Origin of the sequence: Streptomyces sp. C1-1 (assembly GCF_050214755.1) — a bacterium.
Taxonomy (GTDB): domain Bacteria; phylum Actinomycetota; class Actinomycetes; order Streptomycetales; family Streptomycetaceae; genus Streptomyces.
The window spans coordinates 3530111-3552712 of record NZ_CP189826.1 but is presented as its reverse complement, the minus strand read 5'-3'; the positions used below and the strand labels follow the sequence as shown (position 1 = coordinate 3552712).

Here is a 22602-nt window from a genome sequence, read left to right as displayed (position 1 = left end):
GGGGGTCGGCGGGGGCCGGTCGCGCGCGGGATCAGGCCGCGTCGGCCGTCTCCCGGTGCACATGTGCCTCGGCGGCGGTCTGGGCGATCAACTTGGCGGCCACCTCGGCACCGTTGCTGGTCGGCGCGATCGTCCGGGACGCCTCGGAGGTGGCCCGGGTGAACGTGTCCGGGGCGTCGAACGCGTCCTGGAGGATGCCGAGCAGGGCCGCCTCGTCCGGTTCGGTCACGGTGGTGTAGCCGAGCAGCGCCAGCCGACGCATCGCCTCCAGCTCGTGATACTCGTTGCGACCGCTGAGCACGTACGCGACGGGGGCGTTCATCACGGCCATCTCCGTCACCGAGATCCAGCCCGGGGGCGACAGCACGACCTTGGCGTGCTTCACCAGGGAGTGCCAGTCCGGCACGTAGTTGAGGAAGACGACCCCGTCGATGTCCTCGGCGATCTCCTGGCGACCGATGACGACGAGCCGGGCCCGCGGGTGCGCCGCCCGCAACTTCTCGAACGCGGCGAGGTAGTTGGCGAGCAGCCGGCTCTTGTTCTCGGTGAACATGGTGGTACCGCCGAACCCGGCGACGATGTACTCGCTGCCTTCGAGGCCGAACCGCTCGTCGACCTCCGCGCGCGGCGCGGGGTCGGCCGCGCACTCCGCGCGCACGATCGGCCCGACGAAGTGGCCGTTGCCGGCCCCGATCGCGCGGAGCACGGGTGTGCCGTGGTCGAGCCGTTCGACGGGCGGCTTGTCGGTCAGCACGGCCCGGGCGCGGCGGGTCACCCAGCCGAACAGCCGGGTGAGGGAGGTGCGGATGGCGTCCACCTCGTCGGGGTCACCGACGGTGAAGCCGGCCTCGACGAGGCTGTCGTTGTCGAGCTGCCCGAGGGTGAAGTCGTAGCGCTCGGTGATCAGTACGTGCGGCACCCCCGCCACCTCGGCGGCGAGGCTGCCCGCGATGTTGTAGTCGCTCACGACGACGTCGGGCCCGATGTCCTCGATCAGCGCGACCGCGTTGAGCATCTTGTCGCCGCTGATGAACGTGCGGTCCAGGTAGTTGGTGACGTACGTCGTCCAGTCGAAACTCGTGCCCAGTTGTGAGGTGTTGGCGTGGTCCCGTTCGGCCGGGGCCACGTGCACCCGGGTGCCGACGGTCTCGAACATCGAGCGGAAGACCGTGCTCTTCGACGCGAGGTACACGTGTTGCTCGGCCGCCGGGAACAGGGCGCGCACCTGGGCGGCGACCGCGAGCGCGCGCATGTTGTGGCCGGTGCCGGTCTCGGCCGGCAGGTAGAGCACCTTCATCTCGGACCTTTCGTGTGCACTGCGGAGTTTGCTGGCCGAGCGGCCAGTATGCTGGCGATCAAGGGCATCGCTGGGTGACCGGAGATCCCGGTCGGGGGAGGGGTTCAGGCGTTCGCCAGATCCATCACGTACCGGCCGTAGGCGGAGGAGGCGGAGATCTCCTTGCCCAGCAGGGCCAGTTGCTCCCTGCCGACGTAGCCCATGCGGTAGGCGACCTCCTCCAGGCAGGAGATGCGGATGCCCTGGCGCTTCTCCAGCACCTGGACGAACATCGCGGCCTCCAGCAGGCTGTCGTGCGTGCCGGTGTCGAACCACGCCGATCCCCGGCCCAGCCCGACCAGGCGGGCTCGGCCCTCGCGCACGTAGGTGAGGTTGAGATCGGTGATCTCCAGCTCGCCGCGGGCGGAGGGAGTGAGGCGGGCGGCCCGGTTCGCGGCGTCGGCGTCGTACATGTAGAGCCCGGTGACGGCGAGGTTGGAGGCGGGCCGGGCGGGCTTCTCCTCCAGGGTCGCGATGGTGCCGTCCTCGGCGACGGAGGCCACGCCGTAGCGCTCGGGGTCGCTCACGGGGTATCCGAACAGGGTGCAGCCGTCGAGGCGCCGGGCCTCCTGGCGCAGCATGTCGGGCAGCCGGTGGCCGTAGAAGATGTTGTCCCCGAGGATCAGGCAGACGTCCTCGCCCGCGGTGAACGGGCCGCCGATCACGAGGGCCTCGGCAATGCCCCGGGGCTCCTGCTGGACGGTGTAGGACAGGGAGATCCCGAGCCGGCTGCCGTCACCGAGCAGCGAGCGGTAGGCCTCCAGGTGCTCGGGTGCGGAGATGACCAGGATCTCGCGGATGCCGGCCTGCATCAGGACGGACAGCGGGTAGTAGATCATGGGTTTGTCGTAGACCGGCAGCAACTGCTTGGAGTGCACGCTGGTGAGCGGGCGCAGCCGGGTTCCGGAGCCGCCGGCGAGGATGATGCCGCGCATGGGACTTCCTTCGGTTCGTCGGTCGTGTGTCGATGGGCGCGGGCCCGGTGTCGGTGGACGGGGGCCTAGGTGCCGGTGAGCGCGCGGCACGGCGTCAGGCGGCGCTCCGGACCACGAGGGGCTGCCACCAGTCGGTGTTTCGCCGGTACCAGTCGATGGTCTGCGCGAGTCCGTCCTCGAAGGCGACCTGGGGCCGGTAGCCGAGTGCCCTGAGCTTGCCGTCGTCCAGTGAGTAGCGCCGGTCGTGGCCCTTGCGGTCGGGCACGGGCCGCACCGACGACCAGTCGGCGCCGCACGCGTCGAGGATCAGACCGGTCAGCTGACGGTTCGTCAACTCCAGTCCACCGCCGATGTTGTACACCTCACCCCGGGCGCCGTCGGTCAGGACGAGGTCGATGCCGCGGCAGTGGTCCTCGACATGCAGCCAGTCGCGGACGTTGAGCCCGTCGCCGTAGAGCGGCACGGTGCCGCCCCGCAGGAGGGTGGTCACGAACAGCGGGACGACCTTCTCCGGGAACTGGTAGGGGCCGTAGTTGTTGCTGCAGCGTGTGATGCCGACGTTCAGGCCGTGGGTGCGGGCATAGGCGAGCACGAGCAGGTCGGCGCCCGCCTTGGCCGCGGCGTAGGGGGAGTTGGGGGCCAGGGGCCAGTCCTCGGTCCAGGAGCCGGTGTCGATGGAGCCGTACACCTCGTCGGTGGAGACGTGGACGAACCGCGTGACCTTCCGGTGCAGGGCCGCCTGGAGGAGGTTCTGGGTGCCGAGGACGTTGGTCCTGACGAACTCGGCGGAGCTCGCGATGGACCGGTCGACGTGGGTCTCCGCGGCGAAGTCGACCACGGCGTCCACGCCGGACATCAACTCCGGCACCAGGGCCGGATCGGCGGTGTCGCCCCGGACGAAGCGCAGGGCCGGGTGGTCGGCGACCGGGGCGAGGTTGGCGAGGTTGCCCGCGTAGGTCAGTTTGTCGAGAACGGTGACGCGATCGACCGTGATGTCCGATCGGCCGTCCAGGAGTCGGCGTACGTAATTGCTGCCGATGAAGCCGGCACCACCCGTCACCAATATATGCATGGCTCACCCTTCGGCGGTTTTCAACGCTGTTCCGATGCGGCGATTTCGCGCACCGGTCCGGGGAGCCGCAAGAAATTGAATACTGAAATTAGATGACGTCGCATCACTGCCCCCCGTTCGCTCGCGGTCCTGCCGGCTGATGTGCCGGGGGCGAGCTCCAAGGATCGTAGAACATCGAACATCGGTGCGCAACAGCATACTGGCGGCCGTCGGAGCCGACTGGCGCGGTCCGTGCGGGTGGTTCATGGCAATGACTTGACAAAGATTGCAGATGGCAAGCAGAAGCGGAATTTTCCATTCCCTGAAGAACGGTGAACATGAAGTCTGCGTTAATGGCGTATGACCCGCCGGTCCTTCGTGCCGAGTTTTTCTCAAGGCTTGCGCCCTGGCTGTGAGTGTCATTAATTTCAGATGCCATGGAACATTCCTCCAGGTTATTGACCGCACTCGTCGAAGCCGGGACCGAGGTGACGGCCGGCACCACCGTCGGGGTGGGCTCCTGGATCCGCTTCGGGACCGCCGTGCGCGCGTCCGTCGTCGAGGGGGGAGTCTTCGTCGGATTCCGCTGCCGGATCGACGCCGCGCGTATCGCCACCGGATGCCAGATCGCCTCCATGTCCACCCTCGGCCGTCCCGGCGGCGCGCCCGTGGTGGTGGAGGCCGGTGCCTGGATCGGGGCGCGGGCCGTCGTCGACCCGGGGGTCAGGATCGGGCCCGGGGCGGTCGTCGCGGCCGGCGCCCACGTCACCGCCGACGTGCCCGCGGACACGATCGTCGTGGGGCGCCCGGCCCGCCCGCTGCGCCGACGTCGGGGAGTGACGGAGGACGGGGCCCCGGACTTCACCGCCATCATCGCCCGGGTGCGGGCGCGCGCCGACTCGGGCCGCAGGCCCCTGCCCCCGGGCTGGACCTCGGACGGGGACGGCATGCTCGACGCGGAGTTCGCCGGTGGTGACCGGGTCCGGCTGGGCGCGGGCGTCATCGCCATGGGCCGGTCCGACGGGCCGTCACCGCGGGGCGGCGTGCGCATCGGCTCGGACGGGCGGATCGGGGCCGGATGCGTGCTGGAGGGCTCGGACGGCATCGACATCGGCCCCGGTGCTGACCTCGGCCCACGGGTCCTCGTCGTCTCCAGCGGCCATGATCTGGCCCGGCGTTCACTGCCCTGGCAGGGCGGTCCGGTCCGGATCGGCGCGAACGTCCGCATCGGCGCGGACGCCACGGTCGTCGGCCCCTGCGTGCTGGGCGACGGTGCGGTCGTCGCCCCCGGCGCGGTCGTCGTCGGCGACGTCCCCGCGGGACACACGACGTCCGGGGTGCTGGCGGCGGAGCGGAGGGCGGCGTCGTGAGGGAACCGGACCGCGTCACCGTCCTGCTGGCCCCCGACCCCACCGGTTCCGGTCCCACCACGCGCGCCCTCGCCCTGGCCGGCCGGCTGCGCCTGCAAGCGCCCGGGGCCCGGCTCGCCGTGCTGGTGGACCCGGCGCACTCGGCCTTCGGCAGGCTCTTCGACGCCGTCGGGGCCGAGGTGGTCACCGTCCCGCGGACGGGCCGGGAGACCTACGCCGACGGCGACGCCTGCGGCGACCGGATGCTCGGGCACCTGGCCTGCTTCCACGACGTCGCCCCCGATCTGGTGGTCGGCGACGACAACCTCGCCGCCGGCCTCGCCGCCGCCGTCGCCGGCGTCCCGTACGCGCTGGTGACCGGTCGGTACGACATCGCGCCGCGAAGTGACGGACAGGGAGTCGACTCCCTGCGATCGGTGTTCGACCGGGTGGTGAGCACCGCTCGGCTGGTGCTCACCGACAAGCCGTACGTCCCGGAGACCGACGCGGGCAGCCCCGTCGCCCGCGCCCTGGCCGAGGGCCGGGCCGTCGTCGCCGGACCCCTGGTGCGTGACGTCCCGGAGCACGTCGACGCCGGCGCCGCGCGTGCCTCGCTCGGCCTCGGTCCCGGCCCGCTCATGGTCGCTTCCGTCGGCGGCGCGGGCGGGTCCCGGGACGACCGGCAGCGGGTGGTGGAACGCTGTGTCCTGGTCCACCGGCGACTGCTGCGGCGCCATCCGGACCTCCGGTTCGTCCTGCTGACCCGGGACTGGGTGGAGGTCCCGGACGACGTCGTCGTGCGCCGGTTCGTGCCGGACCGGCCCGCGCTGCTGCGCGCGGCCGACGTCCTGGTGGCGACGCCGGGCTGGGCGACCGTCGTCGAGGCGGCGGTCCAGCGCGTCCCCGCGGTCTTCGTGGCCGGCGGCCTCGACGGCCCGCGCGCGGCCGAGTCGTTCGGCCGGGTCGAACGACTGGGCTTCCCCGCGCTCCTGGCCCCCACGTCCGACGAACTCGAGGCCGCCGTACGGCCGTTCATCGGCGACCGGCCCGTGCGGCCGACCCCGGCGCAGCTCGCGGTGGCCCCCGGGGGGTCGGGCGCGGCGCGTGCCGCGCGGCTTCTCGCGGACACGGCTCTCGCGATCCGTGCCGGTGGATCCCGGGCCGGCGGTGCCGTCCTGACCGTGTGAGAGGGGAGTCCGCCCGGCCGCGATCCGGCACCGGCCGAACTCCCCTGGGCGACAAGCCCGTTCCCTGCTACCATCCCCATGGTTCGATGTTTCACGAACAACGAAACACGTGGAGCGCCGCCGAACCGTGCGACGAGAAGGAGTCCGATGAGCAGTCCCCCCTCCCCGCGCGCCTTCGTCCTGGATCAACTCCTGGACGACCACGCCCGCGTCCCCGCGGTCCTCGGACGGGACGCCACCGACGTCATCACCCCCGACCGCACCCTGCGCGACGCCGCCCTCGCCCTCCTGGTGCTCCCCGGCCCCGGCGAGAGCGAGCTGGTGACCCGGCTCCTCGCCGCCCTGCGGGAGTTCACCGACCCCGACCACCCCGGCTTCCGCGAACTCCTCGACGTCACCGGGGCACCGCACCCGGTCGGCGACGTCCGTACCCCCTCCGCCCAGGCGCTCGCCGGCTGGGCCCTGCACCGCGCGGGCACCCTGCTGGACGACGGCGCGCTCGTCACCGAGGGCCGGACCCTCGTGCTGCACGTCGCCGACGAACTGCTCGCCCACGACTGGCCGGCCCGCCTCGACCGTTCCTGGTCCACCGTCCTCGACGGTGCGAGCCCCCTGGAGGAGGCCGCGGTCGCGGTCCTCGCCGCCGACGCGGTGACCGAGGGCGCCACGGACTTCCTCGACCGGGCCGCGCACCACCTTCAGCGCTACACGCACGGCGACGGGGTATGGGCGTGTCTCACCCCGCGCGGCACACCGGACACCCTGCACGGGCATCGCACCCGGGCGAGCGCCCTGGCCGCTCTCGCCTGGACCGCGCTGTACGAGCGCGGTCACGACGGGGCCGCGGACCTGGCCCGCCGGGCACTGCTGCACATCCAGGCCCACCACGGTCACACCGGTGCGCACGGCTACTGGGACCGCAGCGACGCCGACTCCGTCGTCCGGGTCGACCCCGTCGCCGCCCTGCACGGCCGCCCCGACTCGCCCTTCCCCGCCAAGCTGGTCGCCGACCACGCCCTGCTCGCCCTGGCCGCCCGTCGCGCCGCCGCGCTGGGCACCGGCGGCGAGGCCGACGTACGGCTCAAGGCGCTGGACGAGGAGAGCACCGCCGAACTGGAGCGGTACGCCGACCCGTTGGCCGGCGGTGTCTTCCACGGGCAGGGCAGCTGGTTCTCCACGCCGGTCGACCCCACCGTCCCGCTGGCCCGGCACGTCATGGTGCCGCCGCGCAGCACGGGCTCGTTCGCCGTCGGCAACACCACGTACGTGCCCTTCCACGGCAAGCACGCCCAGACCCAGCTGCTCGCCGTGGCGGCCCTGGGCGACCGCGCCCCCGCCGTGCGGACCGCGCCCCTCCTGACCGAACGGCCCGCCGCGGAGCCGTTCGACAACGACCTCGGGTACGTCACCAGCGCTCCCCTCACCGAGGACAGGGTCGACCTGCCCGGCTATCTCGACTGGCTGCGCTCCACGGCCTCCGGGCTCGGCTACGGCCTCACCCCCTACCGCTCGCCGCTGGGCCTGCGATCCGACCGCACCGCGCAGACCTTCTCTGTGCTGCACGTGGTCTCCGACCTCATGGCCCTCGGCGAACCCGTGCCCGACGTGCCGGGGAAGCTCGCCGGCGTCTTCGCCACGCAGAACCGGGACGGCGGCTTCGGCGAGCAGCCCTCCCTGCCGTCGGAGACCTTCACCACTTACTGCGCGGTCCTGACCGCCGTCGTGCTCGGCGGTGCCGACCACCCCGCCTTCGACCGCGAGGGCTGTGTCGCCTTCCTGCGGTCCTGCCAGCACCCGGAGGGCGGGTTCGGCAACGCGCCCGGTTTCCCCGGCGACGCCTGGCACTCCCACCTCGCCACGCTCACCCTGGTCGCGCTGGACGCCCGGCCGGAGCGGACGGACGACCTGGTGGCGTACCTCGTCAACTGCCAGAACGAAGACGGCGGTTACGGCAACCAGCCCGGCTCGCCGTCCGACACGTTCGCCACCTTCCGGGTGGTCGGCGCGCTCATCGCGCTCGGCCTGCGCCCGCCGCACGCCGAGCGGACCGTCTCCTGGCTGCAGAACCTGCAGACCGAGGCGGGCGGCTTCCGCTACCGCGACGGCGGCCCGGAGAGCTTCGTCGGCTCCTACCACGCCATCGCCACGCTCTACGTACTGGGCGCCCTGCCCACCGACATCGAAGCCTGCAAGCAGTGGATCGCGATCCGGCAGAGCGCCGACGGCGGATTCTCCCGGACCCCCGGTGGTCCCTCGGAGACCACCGACGAGGGATTCATCGCGGTCCAGGCCCTCCACATGCTCGAAGGGAAACTCAACCGCTCCTGGGCGGTGATGATGACATGACCAGTACCTCACCCACCTCCGCGCCCCCGGCCACGTCCACCCCGAAGGCCGCCGGGCCCTCGGCCCGGACCGTCTCCCTGCTGGCCTTCGCCACGATGTTCGTCATCGGCACGGACACCTTCCTCGTCGCCCCCCTGCTGCCGACGCTGGCCCGCACCTACGACGTCTCCTCCGACGTCTCCGGCTGGATGGTCAGCGCCTACGCCCTCGGCTACGCGGTCTTCGCCCTCATCGCCGGACCGCTGTCGGACGGCCGCGACCGGCGCCGGGTGCTGCTGACCGGCCTGGTCGGGTTCATCGTGACGACCACGCTGTGCGGATTCGCCCAGGGCTTCTGGACGATGATCCTGTTCCGGTTCCTCGCCGGAGTGAGCGCCGCGTTCGTCTCCCCGCAGATCTGGGCCTCCATCCCGGTCCTGGTCAAGCCCCAGCAGATCGTGCGGACCATGGGCTTCGCGACGGCCGGCCTGTCCATCGCGCAGTTCGCCGGCATCCCGCTCGGCAGCTGGCTCGCCGCCTCCTCCTGGCACCTTCCGTTCTGGGCCATCGGCGCGATCTCCGCGCTGCTGTGGCTGGTGCTCGCCCGCTTCTTCCCGTCGGTGCCGGGTCACGCCGGGAACGCCGGCACCGGTCCGCGCGCCATGCTCCGCACGTACGGCACGGTCCTCGGCCGCGGCAGGCTGCGCTGGTTCCTCCTGGGCTACCTGGTCTTCCAGACCGGCAACTTCGAGGCCATCTCGTTCTTCGGGTCCTGGTTCAACAGGGACTTCGGACTCGACGTCGGATCCGTCGGCACCGCCATGATGGCGGTCGGCGCGGGCAACGTGATCGGCTCGCTGTTCGGCAGCAGGCTGGTGCAGCGCCTGGGGCTGTACCGCTCCCTGCTGTCGGCCGTGCTGGCCATGACCGTCCTGTACTGCCTGACCCCGCTGTCGCCCAACCTCGGCACGGCCCTGGTGCTGCTGGCGCTCGTCATGATGGTCGCCGGATTCGTCTTCCCGGTGTTCATGAGCGTCCTGCAGCAGCAGACGGAGACCGCCCGCGGCACCGTCTCCTCGCTGGCGAACGCCGCGATGTACGTCGGTACCACCATCGGCGGCGCCGTCGGCGGCATCCTGCTCACCAAGGGCGACGGCTTCTGGGGCGTGGCCCTGTTCACCGTCGTCGCCTACCTCGCCTCGCTCGCCGTGTACGCGGCGGCCGGCGCCTTCCGCCGCGAGGAGGTCACCGCGTGAGCACGGCCGTGCTCTTCGACCGGTACGGGACTTCGGACGAGCTGTACGGCGCCGACGTGCCCGTTCCCACGCCGGCACCCGGCGAGGTGGTGGTCCGCTACACCGCGATCGGCGTCAACCCGATCGACTGGAAGCTCCTCGGCGGCGGTCTGCGGGACCTCGTCCCCATGGACCTGCCCGGCGCCTGCCTGGGCGTCGAGGCGGCGGGCGTGGTCGTGGACGTCGGCCCCGGCGTACGGCGGTTCCAGGTCGGCGACGCCGTCATCCGGCACGGCCGCCCCGGGACCTACCGGCAGTACGAGGCCGTCCCCGCCGCACAGGAGGCCGACGAACTCACCCCGCAGCCGGGCAGGTTCTCGGCCGAGCAGGCCGCGGTCCTGCCCGTGGCGGCGGGCACCGCGTACTCCGCCCTGGTCCAGGTCGGGCTGCGGGCCGGTGAACGGCTCCTGGTGCACGGCGCGTCCGGGGGAGTGGGTCTGGCCGCCGTCCAGCTGGCCCGGCTGATCGGCGCCGAGGTGATCGGCACGGCCTCTGCGCAGCACCACCTGCTGCTACGGCGTCTGGGGGCGACCCCGGTCGCCTACGGAGACGGTCTCCTCGGCCGGCTCGCCCCGCTCGGCCCGTTCGACGCCTCCGTGGACTGCGCGGGCGGGCCCCAGCCGACCGAGACCGCGGCGGAACTGGTCCGGTCCAGGGCGCGCCGGGTCACCGTCGCCTGGGACCCGGGCGCGCCGGCCGGGGACGTGCCCCACCTGGAGCACGTCCCTCTCGAACTGGCCTCCACGCTCGACCTGATCGGTCACAGCGCCTTCGAACTGCCCGTCGCAGCACGGTTCCCGCTGCCGCAGGCCGCCGAGGCGCTCGACCTCGGCCGCAAGGGCGGACTCGGCGGAAAGATCGTGCTCCTGCCCGGCGCCGCCGCCCCCACGGACCGGCTCCTTTCCCCCTCCCCCCACGGAACAGGGCCCGCATCATGACCTACCGCTACGACGCCGACATCGTCGACGCCGCCGCGATGTTCGACGTCTTCGACCTCAGCGACCCCGAGGAGACCCGCGCCAAGCTGCGCCGGTTCAGCGCCTCCCGGCCGGCCCCGGACACCACCGGTGTGGAAGTGACGGACCTTCAGATCCCGGGCCCGCCGGACGGCCCACCCGTGCCGGTGCGGGTCTACCGGCCCGCCGTCGGCGACGCCGTACGGCCGGCGGTGCTGAACTTCCACGGCGGCGGCTTCGTGTTCGGTGTCGTCTCGAACGACGACCCGACCTGTCTGGACATCGTCCGCCGGGTCGACGCCGTCGTCGTCTCGGTCGGCTACCGCCTCGCGCCCGAGAACCCCTACCCCGCCGCGCCCGAGGACTGCTACGCCGCCCTGCAGTGGCTCGCCACGCACGCCGGCGAACTCGGTGTCGACCCCGGCCGGATCGCCGTCCACGGCACCAGCGCGGGCGGCGGCCTGGCCGCCGCCGTGTCGCTGATGGCCCGGGACCGGGGCGGCCACGCGCCGGTCTTCCAGTACCTCGAACTGCCCGAGCTGGACGACCGGACCGACACCGTGAGCATGCGGCGGTTCACCGACACGCCCGGCTGGAACACCCTCAACGCGCGCACCAGTTGGCGCCACTACCTCGGTGACCGGGCGGGCGGCGACGACGTGCCGGAGTACGCGGCGCCCGCACGCGCCAAGGACCTGTCCGGGCTGCCTCCCGCGTACGTCGTGGCACTCGAGTACGACCCGTGCCGGGACGAGGCGGTGTCCTACGCGCAGAGCCTGTTCGCCGCGGAAGTGCCGGTGGAACTCCATGTGTTCCCGGGCGCCTACCACCTGGCGTTCCTCGTGCCGACCGCCGCGGTCACCCGTCGGCGGGCCGAGGAGCGCACCACGGTGCTGCGGCGCGCCCTGCACGGCTGACCGACCCGGACGGGCTCCGGCGGTAATGTTCTATCATCGTAGAACGTTGAACGAGGTGGGTCGGAGCTGCGCGGGAAGCGGCTGCGCCACGTCACGGGCCGACGAGGAGGTCGCGCATGCGCAACCAGCTGTATCACCCGGACCGGCGGGACATCTCCCTCGACAAGGTCCTGCATGCCCTGAGCGATCCCATCCGCCGGGACATCGCCCGCGTCATGCACGCCGAGGGCTCGCGCTCGTGCGGGCAACTCGACTACCCCATCGCCAAGTCGACGCTCTCGCACCACCTCAAGGTTCTGCGGGAGTCCGGCGTCATGCACACCGAGGTCCGGGGCACCACCCGGATCATCACCCTGCGACGCGACGACCTCGACGCCCGTTTCCCCGGCCTGCTCGACGCCGTGCAGGTCACCGCTCCCGCGCCCGAGGAGCTGCCGGCGGGCGCGTGAGGGGCCCGGCGCCCACGGGTTGAGCTGACACCGATGTCAGCTCCAAGGATCGGTCTCGTCCCCCCTGAGCGCCTGGAAGGATCTGCCATGACCTCGACCGTGCCCCGCCGGACCGCCCTCCGGGCGGGTGTGGACCTTCCCGTGCTCGGACTCGGGACCTGGCGCACGTTCGACGACCCGGCCCCGGAGCGGCTCGCCGAGGTCCTGCGAACCGCCCGCGAGTCGGGCGTCGAACTCGTCGACACCGCACCGGTCTACGGCCGCGCGGAGGCCCGGCTCGCCGCCCTGCTGCGGGGCGACACCGGCTTCTTCGTCGCCACCAAGGTCTGGGACAGCGACCCGGAGCGCGTCGAGGCCGTCTTCCGGAGCCAGCTGCGCTCCTACGGACGGTCCTCGATCGACCTGCTGCAGGTGCACAACCTCAACGGCTGGCGTGCCAACCTCGACTGGCTCCGGCGGCAGCAGGACTCCGGACGCGTCCGGTTCACCGGCGCCACCTACCAGTTCGACCATGCCTTCGGGCTCGGCGGCAGCCACGAGGACCTCGCCCGGATCATCGCCGAGCGCAGGGTGGACTTCGTCCAGGTCAACCTCAACGCCGCCGAGACCGCGCTCACCGACGACATCCTCCCGGCGGCGGCCGAAGCCGGCATCGGCGTGCTGGCCATGCGGCCCTTCGGCGAGGGCGAACTGCTCCGGGCACGGCCGCCCGCCGGCTGGCTGCGGGAGCTCGGCTGCACCACCTGGAGCGAGGCACTCCTGCGCTGGGTGCTCGCGCGCCCCGAGGTCACCTCGGTCCTCGCGGCCACCTCCCGGCCCGAGCACCTGCGCGCCAACGCGGCGGCCGCCCGCTCGGGTCCGCTGGGCCCGGCCGAGGCGGCGGAGGTGGCCGGATACGCGCTGTCGGTGGCGGCCTCGGGAGCCGGACGATGACCACGACCAGGGAGAAACCGCGCAAGTACAGTGACCGCACAGTTGAATATGTCGGCGAACGGAGCGGCGAGTTGGACCAGGACGGCGGGGAGACCTTCACGGGCCGAATCAACTACCTCTTCTCGGTCACCGGAACGCAGGACGCCGAGCGCCGGTGGCGCAATTTCAGCACCGGAGAAGTCGCCGACATGATCAGCCGCGCCGAGGACCGCTACCAGGTCAAGGTGTCCCGCAGCTACCTCGGCATGCTCCGCTCCGGCCGGTACACCAACCCCTCCATCGCCGTGGTCGTCGCGCTCGTCCGGTTCTTCAACGACCACCTGCGCGAGGGCCATCCGGAGATCAGCGTCGACTGGCTGGCATCCGGCTCGTCCCGGGCGCGGAACTCCCCCGACGGCGCGGGAGACCTCTCGCCCCTCACCGACCAGCAGGTCCGGCACATCGCGATGCGCGCCGGAAAGATGACGCCGGACCTGCGCAAGCAACTCATCGCGATCCTCGACATGATGGACGGAAAGAAGTGATGACCCCGCGGTTGCGGAACATCCATTCCTGCCGGAAACTCGTCCGCTCGCTGCGCCTGGAGCCGTACGCGAGCGCCTATGAACTGTGCGACCAGATGAGTTCGCTCCGGGGCCGGCCGATACACGTCGTCGAATGGCCGCTGCCGATCCCGGGGCCGATGGGAGTCTGGGTCTCCCGCACGCACGACGACGTCGTGGTCGTGCAGGAACGGGCCGGAGGTGTCCATCGGGACCACATCGTGCTCCATGAACTCGCCCACATCCTGTGCGCACATGAGGGCGAGGCGTTCCCGGAGTACGCCTCGGCGCTCCCCACGCTCGGCGACACGGCCGACGGCGGTCCGGTCCTGCGGCTGAGGTCGGTCTACGACTCCGACTCCGAGCGCGAGGCGGAACTGCTCGCCGCCGCGTTCGCCGAGCGGCTGACCGACGACTCCTGCGAGCCGGAAGTCGCCTGGGACGTGCACCGGTACTTCGCCGGAGGGTGAGCGGACGTGGCGGCCACACTCCAGTACTTCCTGTCCGGGTTCCTCTGCGTCGCGCTGCTGGCGAAGATCGCCGAGCTGCGGCTGAAGCGGCTGCGCGACCCACGGACCACGATGCTGACCGTGGCGCTGGGCAGCTTCACCGTCGCTGCCCTGGCCGGAATCCCCGTCGTACGGCGGAACGTCCCGTTCGAGACCGTTCCCGGAGTCGCCTCCCTCACCATGGACACCGGCGTGTCCGTGAGCCTCGCCCTGCTGACGGCCTATCTCTGGCGGCCGCTGCGGCGCACGCGGAGCGGGCCCTGGTGGCGCGGTCGTCTGCTGCTCGCCGCGGGCGCGGTCAGTGCGCTGCTCGCCGTCCTGATGGCCGCGACGCCACCCGCCCGGCGCACCGATCCGCTGCAGAACGAGTACACCGGCGACTGGAAGATCGTCGGTGTCTACCTGATCGGCAACCTCTTCTTCCTCTTCTGCTCGGCGGCGTCCGCGATCGCCTGTCTGCGCATCGCCCGGATCGTGCGCGACCATGTCGCCCTCGGTGTCCGGGTCGGTGCGATCGGCATGGTGGCGTACGCGGTCACCTGCGTGAACCGCCTGGCCCTGGTGGTCGCCCAACTTCTGTCCGCCGACGCCTGGTTCACCTGGTACAGCGTGGTCAACTTCGTCTTCACCGAGGCCGCGGTGCTGGCCAGCGTGCTGGGCCTGCACTTCACGGCCCTGTGGCGGGCGGTGGGCGGCGTCCGCAGGGCGTACGACGATCTGCGGGCCTTCTGGCGGATCGGGCCGGCCTGGCGCAGGCTCACCACGCTCCACCCGGAGGTCGTCCTGCCCCGGGAGCGCGGACTGCGCGGGCTGGGCGACCTGATCGACATCTCGTACCGGAGATACCGGCGGGAGATCGAGTGCCAGGACGCACTGCTGCTGCTGTCCGGCGCCCCTACCGACGCCGGCCCGCCCGGCGGACCCCCGGGCGACGACGACCCACCCACCGCCCTCGGCGTACCGCACGGCAGTGCGAGGAAGGTCCTGTGATGCGCATCGGAGAACTGTCGGAACGGTCCGGCGCGAGCGCCCGCTCCATCCGCTACTACGAGTCGGTCGGGCTGCTGACGTCACGCCGCCGGACCAACGGCTACCGGGAGTTCGACGCGGACGCCCTGGAACAGATCACCAAGATCAAACTGTTGCTCCAGGTCGGCCTGGACATCGTCGACATCGTCACCGTGCTGCCCTGCGTGGACAAGCCGTCGGTGCCCCACTGCGCCCAGGCGCGGCAGCGTTTCGACGAGCAGATCGAGCGCATCGAGCGCCAGCAGCAGCTGCTGGCCCGGGCGAAGTCGCTCCTGGTCGAGCTGCGTACGGAGGGCACGGCGGCCGCGGCCCTGCCGCCGGGCGACTCCGTTCGCGCGGTCAGTGCCAACGTGACCGTCGGCGTCCGCTGACGGCCCCGCCCGTCACGCCAGACTGTCCCGCCAGGCCCGGTGCAGGTCCGCGAACCGGCCGGTGCCCGCGATGAGTTCGGCCGGTGGGCCGTCCTCGACGATCCGGCCGTGCTCCATCACCAGCACCCGGTCGGCGATCTCCACCGTCGACAACCGGTGGGCGATGACGACCGCCGTGCGGCCGTGCAGGACCGTCGACATGGCGCGCTGCACCGCCCGTTCACCCGGGATGTCGAGCGAGCTGGTCGCCTCGTCGAGGATCAGCACGGCCGGGTCGGCCAGCAACGCCCGAGCGAAGGCCACGAGTTGACGCTGGCCGGCCGAGATACGGCCGCCCCGCTTGCGTACGTCCGTGTCGTACCCGTCGGGCAGCGCCTCGATGAAGTCGTGCGCGCCGATCGCCTTCGCCGCCCGCTCGATCTGCTCACGGCTCGCCTCCGGCCGCCCGATGGCGATGTTGTCGGCGACCGTGCCGGAGAACAGGAACGCCTCCTGCGTGACCATCACCACCCCGCGCCGCAGTTCGGGCACCGACAGCTCGCGCAGATCGACGCCGTCCAGCAGCACCCGCCCGTCGGAGGGGTCGTAGAAGCGGGCGAGCAGCTTGGCCAGCGTCGACTTGCCGGCGCCGGTCGAGCCGACGACCGCGACCGTCTGTCCGGCCGGCAGGACGAGGTCGAAGCGGGGCAGCACCTCGCCGCCGGTGCGGTAGCCGAAGCGCACGCCGTCGAAGACGACCTCGCGGCCCGGGCTCTCACCGGCGAGGGCGGGCAGCGGTACGGGCGCCGACGGCTCCGGCACGGACGGCGTCTGCGCGAGCAGACCGGCGATCTTCTCCAGTGAGGCCGCCGCCGACTGGTAGGCGTTCAGGAACATGCCGAGCCGGTCGATGGGGTCGTACAGCCGCCGCAGGTACAGCACCGCGGCCGCCAGCACACCCAGCTCCAGCGAGCCGTCCGCCACCCGGTAGGCGCCCCACAGCACGATCACCGCGACCGCGGCGTTGGCGACCAGCCGGGACCCCACGACATAGCGGGCCATCTCCAGCATCGCGTCGCCGTTGGTCCGCTCGTGCCGCCGGTTGAGCACCCCGAACTCGGCGTCGTTGACGGCCTCGCGGCGGAACGCGCGCACCGGGCGGATGCCGTTCATCGTCTCGACGAACTTCACGATCACGGCCGCGATGGCGGTCGACCGCACCCGGTACACCCGTCCCGCGCGCCGCTGGTAGAGCCGTACCAGCAGATACAGCGGCACGAACGACACCACCGCGAGCGCCCCGATCCCCGCATCCAGCCACAGCAGCATCGCCGAGATGTAGACGAAGGACAGGACGACCGTCACCAGCTCCTGCAGGCCCTCGTTCAGCAGCTCGCGCAGCGACTCCACGTCCGTGGTGGAGCGCGAGATCAGGCGGCCGCTCGTGTAGCGCTCGTGGAAGTCGATGCTCAGCGCCTGCGCGTGCCGGAAGATCCGGCCCCGCAGGTCCAGCAGCACGTCCTGGCTGACCCGGGCCGAGGTCAGGATGAACGCCCACTGCAGTGTCCCGGAGGCGAGCGCGCACAGCAGATAGGCGACGGCCACCACCACCAGCGGCCCGTGGTCCTCGCGCCGGAACGCCGGTACGGCGTTGTCGATGGCGTACGCCACCAGCAGCGGGCCGGCCTGCACGGCCGCCTGCTGGAGCAGCAGCAGGAACGAGGTCAGGGCGACACGGGACCTCAGCGGGGCCAGCAGCGAGCGCAGCAGCCCGCCGGTGGCTCCCGGGGGAGTGGGCAGCACGTCCCGGTCGAAGGGGTCGAGTCTGCCCGCGGGGCGCGGGAGGTCCGGTTCGTCGTCGGCCGTGGACACGGACGTCGAGGGTGCCGTCATCGCTCGTCCTCCGTTTCCCCGACGCCCGACATCAGGTGGGCGTACTCGGCGTTGGTGCGCAGCAGTTCGTGGTGGGTGCCCACGGCCGCGATACGGCCCCCCGACAGCAGAGCGACCCGGTCGGCGAGCAGCACGGTCGACGGGCGGTGCGCCACGATGAGCGCCGTGGTCTCGGCCAGCACGTCCCGCAGCGCGGCCTCCACGGCGGCCTCCGTGTGCACGTCCAGCGCCGACAGCGGGTCGTCCAGGACGAGGAACCTGGGTCTGCCGACGACGGCCCGCGCGAGCGCGAGGCGCTGCCGCTGTCCGCCGGACAGGCTCAGGCCCTGCTCGCCGACCTGCGTGTCCGTGCCCTGGGGCAGGGCGTGCGCGAACTCGGCCTGCGCGACGGACAGGGCGCGGTTCAGCTCGGCGGCCCCGGCTTCGTCGTCGGCGCCCATGAGCACGTTCTCCCCGACGCTCGCGGAGAACAGGGTCGGTTCCTCGAAGGCCACGGCCACCTTGGCGCGCAGCTCCTCGCGGGACATGGCGGTGATGTCCTCGCCGTCCAGGGTGATGCGTCCCGAGGTGAGCTCGTGGAGGCGGGGGACGAGCGCGGTGAGGGTGGTCTTGCCGCTTCCGGTGGCGCCGACCAGGGCCATGGACTCGCCGGGACGGATGTGCAGGTCGACCCGGTCGAGGACGGGGGGCGAGCCGTCGGGGGCGTCGGGGTAGCGGAAGCGGACGTCGTGGAAGCGCAGGCCGCTGCTGTCCGGCGACGGCCCCGAGGCGACCCGCCCGGACCGTTCCGGTTCCTCGTCCAGCACCTCGAAGTACCGCTCGGTGGCCGTCGCCGCCTCCTGGCTCATCGCCAGCAGGAAGCCGATGGAGTCCACCGGCCAGCGCAGCGCGAGCGCCGTCGACAGGAAGGCCACCAGCGTCCCCGCCGACAGCGAACCATCCGCCACCTGCACGGTCCCCAGCACCAGCGCCGCCCCGATGGCCACCTCCGGCAGCGTCACGATGACGCCCCAGATCGTGGCCAGCAGCCCGGCCTTGCGCAGCTCCGTCCCGCGCAGCGTCCGCGACAGTTCCCGGAAGGCCAGCGCCTGGCTGCGGTGGCGCCCGAACCCCTTGACGATCCGGATGCCGAGCACGCTCTCCTCGACGACCGTCGTCAGATCGCCGACCTGGTCCTGCGCGAGCCGCGCCACACGCGCGTACCGCTTCTCGAAGATCACGCAGGTGACCACGACGGGCACGGCCGGCACCAGGATCACCAGGCCCAGCGTCCAGTCCTGCATCAGCATGATGGTCACACCGACGAGGATCGTCACGCCGTTGACCAGCAGGAACGTCAGGGGAAAGGCGAGGAACTGGCGCAGCAGCATCAGGTCCGTCGTGCCGCGCGAGAGCAACTGGCCCGAGGCCCACCGGTCGTGGAAGGCGACCGGCAGCCGCTGCAGATGCGCGTACAGCGTGGCCCGCATGCCCGCCTCGACACCGGACAGCGGCCGCGCCACCAGCCAGCGCCGCAGCCCGAACAGCAGCGCCTCGGCCACTCCGAGGAGCAGCAGGTACAGCGCGCCGAGCCACACGCCCGCCGGATCGTGGTCGGCCACCGGGCCGTCGACCATCCACTTCAGCACCAGCGGGATGACCAGACCCACGCAGGAGGCGACGATCGCCACCAGGGCGGCCGTCACCAGCCGCGCCCGCACGGGCCGGACATGGGGCCACAGGCGCAGCAGGGTGCGTACGGCCGACCGGTCCTTGGTGGTTGCACGTGTCGTGGACATCAGTGGTGAGCCTACGGACCGGCACTGACAACGCCCACCGAGTTTTGGCCGGACCGGAATCGGCCCATGGTCCTACGACCTGCGTGTTCGAGCGGCCGCACGGGAGCGGCGGGCGGGGTCGTAGGCCCGCATCGACCGATCGGTTGATGCGGCTTCGAGCGCGACGGCCGATGTGGCCGGACCCCGCGTTTGGCGACGCTGGTCCCATGTCCGTCATCGAAGTCACCGACCTGCGCAAGAGTTACGGCGGCCGGCCCGCCGTCGACGGTGTCTCCTTCGCCGTCGAGGAGGGCGAGATCTTCGGGATCCTCGGCCCGAACGGCGCCGGCAAGACCACCACCGTCGAGTGCGTCGAGGGGCTGCGCGTCCCCGACGCCGGCCGGGTCCGCGTCACCGGCCTCGACCCCGTCGCCGACCACGCGCGCGTGGCACGCGTCCTGGGCGCCCAGCTCCAGCAGAGCGAGCTGCAGCCCAAGCTCACCGTCCGCGAGGCGCTCGAGCTGTACGCCTCCTTCTACCCGCACCCGCTCGACTGGGCGCCGCTCGCCGAACGCCTGGGCCTGACCGCCAAGCTCGCCACCCGGTTCGCCAAGCTGTCGGGCGGTCAGAAGCAGCGGCTGTTCATCGCCCTGGCACTGATCGGCAACCCGCGGGTCGTCGTCCTCGACGAACTCACCACCGGCCTCGACCCGCGGGCCCGCCGGGACACCTGGCAGCTCATCGAGGACGTCCGCGCGGGCGGGGTGACGGTCCTGCTGGTCACCCACTTCATGGAGGAGGCCCAGCGGCTGTGCGACCGGATCGCCGTCATCGACAGGGGACGGCTGGCCGCCCTGGACACCCCGGCCGGTCTGATCCGGCGCTCGGCGGGCGCCACGGTCATCAGCTTCACCCCGTCCGCGCCGCTGGACGACCGTGACCTGGCCGCCCTGCCCGCGCTCGCGTCCGTCGACCGCAAGGACGGCCGGATCACGCTGGCCGGCACCGACGAGACGGTCAACGCCGTCATCACCCTCCTCGCCCGCCACCGGGTCACCGCCCACCAGCTCCGCGTCGTGGACGCCACGCTCGACGACGCCTTCCTCGACCTGACGAAGGCCGACACGAAGGAGACCGCGTCATGAGCACCGCCGTACTGCGGACCGAGGTCCGTCTCTTCCGCCGGGAACCGGGAGCGGTCTTCTGGATCCTGCTCTTCCCGACCCTGCTGCTGGTGATCCTCGGCTCGATCCCCGGGTTCCGGGAGCACCAGAGCGACCTCGGCGGACTGCGCACCATCGACGTCTACGTCCCGGTCGCCGTCCTGCTCGGCCTGATCGTCGGGGGGCTGCAGTCCATGCCGCAGACCCTCACCGGCTACCGCGAGCGCGGCATCCTGCGCCGGATGGCCACCACGCCCGTCCGCCCCTCCGCCCTGCTGTCCGCGCAGATGGTGGTCTACGGCGGCGCCGCCCTGGTGTCGGCGCTGCTCGCCCTCGTCGTCGGGCGGCTGGCCTTCGCCGTGCGGCTGCCGAAGCAGCCCCTCGGATACCTCCTCGCGCTGCTCCTGGCCGTCCTGGTCGCCCTCGCTCTCGGATCGGTGGTGTCGGCGCTGTCCCGTACGACGAAGATCGCGGGCGCGATCGGATCGGCCGTGTTCTTCCCGTCGATGTTCTGCGCGGGCGTGTGGCTGCCCGTGCAGTCCATGCCGCACCTGATGGCGAGGATCGTCGACTGCACGCCCTTCGGCGCGGCCGCGCAGGCCCTGAACCGGGCGGCGGCCGGGCACTGGCCCGGCTGGGGCCACATCGGCGTGCTGGCGGTGTGGATCCTGCTGCTGACCGGCGCGGCCGGCCGCTGGTTCCGCTGGGAGTAGGCGGCCGGCCGTGCAGACTGAGGACATGACCGGGGTGGACACGCAGATCGAGCGGCGCTGGGAGCAGTTCCACACCTGGGGGCCGTACGGGCTGCTGTTCATCGGTCTCGTCCCCGCGCTCGCCACCGCCGACCCGCATGCCGGACCGGCCAAGTGGTACTCCGCCTGGGCGCTGCTCGGCGCCGCGGTCGTACTCCAGCTGTGGTGGCACAGCACCCGCCCCCACGGGCCCGACCGGCGCCGCACCCCCTCCCGGGCCGGGACCGCGTACTACGCCGTCCGCTGGGCGCTGGCCTTCGCCCTCACCTGGCTCAACCCGTTCTTCGCCTTCTACGCCGCGACCGGCTACATGGACGCCGACGAGACGATCCCGGGCATCAGGTGGCAGCGGCTCGGCCTGTTCGCGAGCGCCGTCACCGTGGCCGGCGCGCAGGCCGGCGGGATGCCGTTCGGCAGCGCGGTGCAGTGGCTGGTCTTCCTCGCGCTGCTGGCCGCCAACTCCGGCCTGCAGATGGTGGTCGCCCATCTCACCGAGCAGGAGACGCGACGGGCCCACGAGCGGACCGAGACCATCACCGAACTGGAGCGCACCAACGCCGCGTTGCAGCAGGCGCTCGACGAGAACGCCGCCCTCCACGCCCAACTCCTCGTCCAGGCACGGGAGGCGGGGGTCGCCGACGAACGCCGGCGCCTGGCCGCAGAGATCCACGACACCATCGCCCAGGGCCTGACCGGCATCATCGCCCAGCTCCAGGTCGTCGCGAACACGCCCGACGAGGCGGCGGCCCGCGAGCACGTGGGCCGCGCCGTGGAGCTGGCCCGCCACAGCCTGGGCGAGGCCCGCCGCTCCGTCCACAACCTCGCGCCGCCGGCACTGGACAACGACGGGCTGCCCCAGGCGCTGAAGAAGACTGTCTTCGAATGGGGCGAACGCACCGGCGTGCGGGCCGACTTCACCGTCACCGGCACCGCGGAGCAGCTCCACGGCGAGGTGGCGGCCACCCTCCTGCGCATCGTCCAGGAGGCCCTGTCCAACGCCGCCCGCCACGCCCGGGCCACCCGCGTCGGCGTCACCCTCTCCTTCATGGGCGACGAGGTCGTCCTCGACATCCGCGACGACGGCACCGGCTTCCACCCGGACGCCGTACCGGCCCGCACCGCCTCCGGCGGCTTCGGCCTGGACGGCATGCGCGCCCGCGCCGAACGCATCGCCGGTTCCCTCACCGTGGAGTCCGAGCCGGGGCACGGCACGGCGCTGTCGGCTCGCGTACCGTTGGTCCGCCATGACGCATGACATCTCCGTGCTGATCGTCGACGACCATCCCGTCGTACGGGACGGCCTGCGCGGCATGTTCGAGTCCGCGCCGGGCTTCCGCGTCCTCGGTGAGGCCGCGAACGGCGTCGAGGCGGTCGAGCGGGCCGCCGCGCTCGACCCCGACGTGGTCCTGATGGACCTGCGCATGCCGGGCGGCGGCGGGGTCGACGCCATCGCCGAGCTCACCCGGCGCGGCGCCCGTGCCAAGGTCCTCGTGCTCACGACGTACGACACCGACACCGACACCCTTCCGGCGATCGAGGCCGGCGCCACGGGCTACCTCCTCAAGGACGCCCCGCGCGAGGAGCTGTTCACCGCCGTGCGCGCCGCCGCCGAGGGCCGCACCGTCCTCTCCCCGGCCGTCGCCTCCCGCCTGGTCTCCGCGGTACGCGCCCCCGGCAACGAGCCCCTCTCGGCCCGCGAACGCGAGGTCCTGGCCCTGGTCGCCAGGGGCACCTCCAACCGCGAGATCGCCCGCGAACTGTTCATCAGCGAGGCGACCGTGAAAACCCACCTCACCCACCTCTACGCCAAGCTGGGAGTGAACGACCGCGCCGCAGCGGTGGCCACGGCGTACCAGCGGGGGATCCTCGGCTAG

General features: G+C 72.2%; 21 protein-coding genes. 16 read left to right on the top strand and 5 right to left on the bottom strand.

Annotated elements, in window-relative coordinates; translation table 11 throughout:
* Positions 1-31: 31 nt before the first annotated feature.
* The 3 genes from ACQF4J_RS16000 to rfbB all read right to left on the bottom strand — a co-directional run bounded on the left by ACQF4J_RS16000 (position 32) and on the right by rfbB (position 3343).
* Positions 32-1297, bottom strand: a complete 1266-nt coding sequence (locus ACQF4J_RS16000; protein ID WP_351802906.1) for a hypothetical protein — start codon at positions 1295-1297, stop codon at positions 32-34.
* A gap of 104 nt (positions 1298-1401) precedes the next feature.
* Positions 1402-2271, bottom strand: coding sequence for a glucose-1-phosphate thymidylyltransferase RfbA (gene rfbA / locus ACQF4J_RS15995; protein ID WP_351576306.1), 870 nt, complete (start codon positions 2269-2271; stop codon positions 1402-1404).
* 94 nt (positions 2272-2365) lie between these two features.
* Positions 2366-3343: a dTDP-glucose 4,6-dehydratase gene (gene rfbB / locus ACQF4J_RS15990; RefSeq protein ID WP_427165886.1), complete on the bottom strand. Its 978-nt coding sequence runs from the start codon at positions 3341-3343 to the stop codon at positions 2366-2368.
* A 416-nt stretch (positions 3344-3759) separates the two neighbouring features.
* Between rfbB and ACQF4J_RS15985 the strand changes: the two genes are divergently transcribed.
* The 12 genes from ACQF4J_RS15985 (at position 3760) to ACQF4J_RS15930 (ending at position 15184) form a co-directional block, all read left to right on the top strand.
* Positions 3760-4692, top strand: a complete 933-nt coding sequence (locus ACQF4J_RS15985; RefSeq protein ID WP_427165884.1) for an acyltransferase — start codon at positions 3760-3762, stop codon at positions 4690-4692.
* Positions 4689-5858, top strand: coding sequence for a hypothetical protein (locus ACQF4J_RS15980; protein WP_427165882.1), 1170 nt, complete (start codon positions 4689-4691; stop codon positions 5856-5858). The genes ACQF4J_RS15985 and ACQF4J_RS15980 overlap by 4 nt, the downstream gene beginning before the upstream one ends.
* 147 nt (positions 5859-6005) lie before the next feature.
* The gene (locus tag ACQF4J_RS15975; RefSeq protein ID WP_427165880.1) at positions 6006-8204 is read left to right on the top strand and encodes a prenyltransferase/squalene oxidase repeat-containing protein; all 2199 of its coding nucleotides are present in this window, start codon (positions 6006-6008) and stop codon (positions 8202-8204) included.
* Positions 8201-9439: an MFS transporter gene (locus tag ACQF4J_RS15970; RefSeq protein ID WP_351576288.1), complete on the top strand. Its 1239-nt coding sequence runs from the start codon at positions 8201-8203 to the stop codon at positions 9437-9439. Before ACQF4J_RS15975 ends, ACQF4J_RS15970 begins: the two co-directional genes overlap by 4 nt.
* Positions 9436-10416 carry an NADP-dependent oxidoreductase gene (locus tag ACQF4J_RS15965; RefSeq protein ID WP_351576285.1) on the top strand — a complete coding sequence of 327 codons (981 nt, stop codon included), beginning with the start codon at positions 9436-9438 and terminating at the stop codon, positions 10414-10416. Before ACQF4J_RS15970 ends, ACQF4J_RS15965 begins: the two co-directional genes overlap by 4 nt.
* A complete protein-coding gene (locus tag ACQF4J_RS15960; protein WP_351802916.1) occupies positions 10413-11351 on the top strand; it encodes an alpha/beta hydrolase in 939 nt (312 codons plus the stop codon). Before ACQF4J_RS15965 ends, ACQF4J_RS15960 begins: the two co-directional genes overlap by 4 nt.
* Positions 11352-11467: 116 nt before the next feature.
* Entirely contained in the window at positions 11468-11800 is a 333-nt protein-coding gene (locus ACQF4J_RS15955; RefSeq protein WP_351576279.1) for an ArsR/SmtB family transcription factor, read from the top strand.
* Between the two features lie 87 nt (positions 11801-11887).
* Complete coding sequence (locus tag ACQF4J_RS15950) at positions 11888-12733, top strand: aldo/keto reductase (RefSeq protein WP_427165878.1); 846 nt, start codon at positions 11888-11890, stop codon at positions 12731-12733.
* Complete coding sequence (locus ACQF4J_RS15945) at positions 12730-13257, top strand: hypothetical protein (RefSeq protein WP_351576273.1); 528 nt, start codon at positions 12730-12732, stop codon at positions 13255-13257. The genes ACQF4J_RS15950 and ACQF4J_RS15945 overlap by 4 nt, the downstream gene beginning before the upstream one ends.
* Positions 13257-13745, top strand: a complete 489-nt coding sequence (locus ACQF4J_RS15940; protein ID WP_351576270.1) for a hypothetical protein — start codon at positions 13257-13259, stop codon at positions 13743-13745. The genes ACQF4J_RS15945 and ACQF4J_RS15940 overlap by 1 nt, the downstream gene beginning before the upstream one ends.
* A 6-nt stretch (positions 13746-13751) precedes the next feature.
* Positions 13752-14774 carry an MAB_1171c family putative transporter gene (locus ACQF4J_RS15935; RefSeq protein WP_427165875.1) on the top strand — a complete coding sequence of 341 codons (1023 nt, stop codon included), beginning with the start codon at positions 13752-13754 and terminating at the stop codon, positions 14772-14774.
* Positions 14774-15184, top strand: coding sequence for a MerR family transcriptional regulator (locus ACQF4J_RS15930; protein ID WP_351576264.1), 411 nt, complete (start codon positions 14774-14776; stop codon positions 15182-15184). The genes ACQF4J_RS15935 and ACQF4J_RS15930 overlap by 1 nt, the downstream gene beginning before the upstream one ends.
* Positions 15185-15196: 12 nt before the next feature.
* On the opposite strand, the gene ACQF4J_RS15925 is transcribed toward ACQF4J_RS15930, so the two are convergent.
* A complete protein-coding gene (locus ACQF4J_RS15925; protein WP_351576261.1) occupies positions 15197-17056 on the bottom strand; it encodes an ABC transporter ATP-binding protein in 1860 nt (619 codons plus the stop codon).
* Positions 17053-18834, bottom strand: a complete 1782-nt coding sequence (locus ACQF4J_RS15920; RefSeq protein ID WP_351576258.1) for an ABC transporter ATP-binding protein — start codon at positions 18832-18834, stop codon at positions 17053-17055. Before ACQF4J_RS15920 ends, ACQF4J_RS15925 begins: the two co-directional genes overlap by 4 nt.
* 206 nt (positions 18835-19040) lie before the next feature.
* Here ACQF4J_RS15920 and ACQF4J_RS15915 point away from each other — a divergent pair, with 206 nt between their 5' ends.
* The 4 genes from ACQF4J_RS15915 to ACQF4J_RS15900 are packed head-to-tail and all read left to right on the top strand — an operon-like array spanning position 19041 to position 22602.
* On the top strand, positions 19041-19958 hold the full coding sequence (locus tag ACQF4J_RS15915; protein ID WP_427165872.1) for an ATP-binding cassette domain-containing protein: 918 nt from the start codon (positions 19041-19043) through the stop codon (positions 19956-19958).
* Complete coding sequence (locus tag ACQF4J_RS15910; protein ID WP_427165870.1) at positions 19955-20689, top strand: ABC transporter permease; 735 nt, start codon at positions 19955-19957, stop codon at positions 20687-20689. The genes ACQF4J_RS15915 and ACQF4J_RS15910 overlap by 4 nt, the downstream gene beginning before the upstream one ends.
* A 25-nt stretch (positions 20690-20714) precedes the next feature.
* A complete protein-coding gene (locus ACQF4J_RS15905) occupies positions 20715-21983 on the top strand; it encodes a sensor histidine kinase (RefSeq protein ID WP_351576249.1) in 1269 nt (422 codons plus the stop codon).
* A complete protein-coding gene (locus ACQF4J_RS15900) occupies positions 21973-22602 on the top strand; it encodes a response regulator transcription factor (RefSeq protein ID WP_351576246.1) in 630 nt (209 codons plus the stop codon). Before ACQF4J_RS15905 ends, ACQF4J_RS15900 begins: the two co-directional genes overlap by 11 nt.

Bases quoted from the DNA above. Each gene is read 5' to 3' on its own strand.
- ACQF4J_RS16000 (WP_351802906.1), bottom strand. From the start codon at position 1,297: ATGAAGGTGCTCTACCTGCCGGCCGAGACCGGCACCGGCCACAACATG.
- rfbA (WP_351576306.1), bottom strand. From the start codon at position 2,271: ATGCGCGGCATCATCCTCGCCGGCGGCTCCGGAACCCGGCTGCGCCCG.
- rfbB (WP_427165886.1), bottom strand. From the start codon at position 3,343: ATGCATATATTGGTGACGGGTGGTGCCGGCTTCATCGGCAGCAATTAC.
- ACQF4J_RS15985 (WP_427165884.1), top strand. From the start codon at position 3,760: ATGGAACATTCCTCCAGGTTATTGACCGCACTCGTCGAAGCCGGGACC.
- ACQF4J_RS15975 (WP_427165880.1), top strand. From the start codon at position 6,006: ATGAGCAGTCCCCCCTCCCCGCGCGCCTTCGTCCTGGATCAACTCCTG.
- ACQF4J_RS15970 (WP_351576288.1), top strand. From the start codon at position 8,201: ATGACCAGTACCTCACCCACCTCCGCGCCCCCGGCCACGTCCACCCCG.
- ACQF4J_RS15960 (WP_351802916.1), top strand. From the start codon at position 10,413: ATGACCTACCGCTACGACGCCGACATCGTCGACGCCGCCGCGATGTTC.
- ACQF4J_RS15955 (WP_351576279.1), top strand. From the start codon at position 11,468: ATGCGCAACCAGCTGTATCACCCGGACCGGCGGGACATCTCCCTCGAC.
- ACQF4J_RS15950 (WP_427165878.1), top strand. From the start codon at position 11,888: ATGACCTCGACCGTGCCCCGCCGGACCGCCCTCCGGGCGGGTGTGGAC.
- ACQF4J_RS15945 (WP_351576273.1), top strand. From the start codon at position 12,730: ATGACCACGACCAGGGAGAAACCGCGCAAGTACAGTGACCGCACAGTT.
- ACQF4J_RS15940 (WP_351576270.1), top strand. From the start codon at position 13,257: ATGACCCCGCGGTTGCGGAACATCCATTCCTGCCGGAAACTCGTCCGC.
- ACQF4J_RS15930 (WP_351576264.1), top strand. From the start codon at position 14,774: ATGCGCATCGGAGAACTGTCGGAACGGTCCGGCGCGAGCGCCCGCTCC.
- ACQF4J_RS15925 (WP_351576261.1), bottom strand. From the start codon at position 17,056: ATGACGGCACCCTCGACGTCCGTGTCCACGGCCGACGACGAACCGGAC.
- ACQF4J_RS15920 (WP_351576258.1), bottom strand. From the start codon at position 18,834: ATGTCCACGACACGTGCAACCACCAAGGACCGGTCGGCCGTACGCACC.
- ACQF4J_RS15915 (WP_427165872.1), top strand. From the start codon at position 19,041: ATGTCCGTCATCGAAGTCACCGACCTGCGCAAGAGTTACGGCGGCCGG.
- ACQF4J_RS15910 (WP_427165870.1), top strand. From the start codon at position 19,955: ATGAGCACCGCCGTACTGCGGACCGAGGTCCGTCTCTTCCGCCGGGAA.
- ACQF4J_RS15905 (WP_351576249.1), top strand. From the start codon at position 20,715: ATGACCGGGGTGGACACGCAGATCGAGCGGCGCTGGGAGCAGTTCCAC.
- ACQF4J_RS15900 (WP_351576246.1), top strand. From the start codon at position 21,973: ATGACGCATGACATCTCCGTGCTGATCGTCGACGACCATCCCGTCGTA.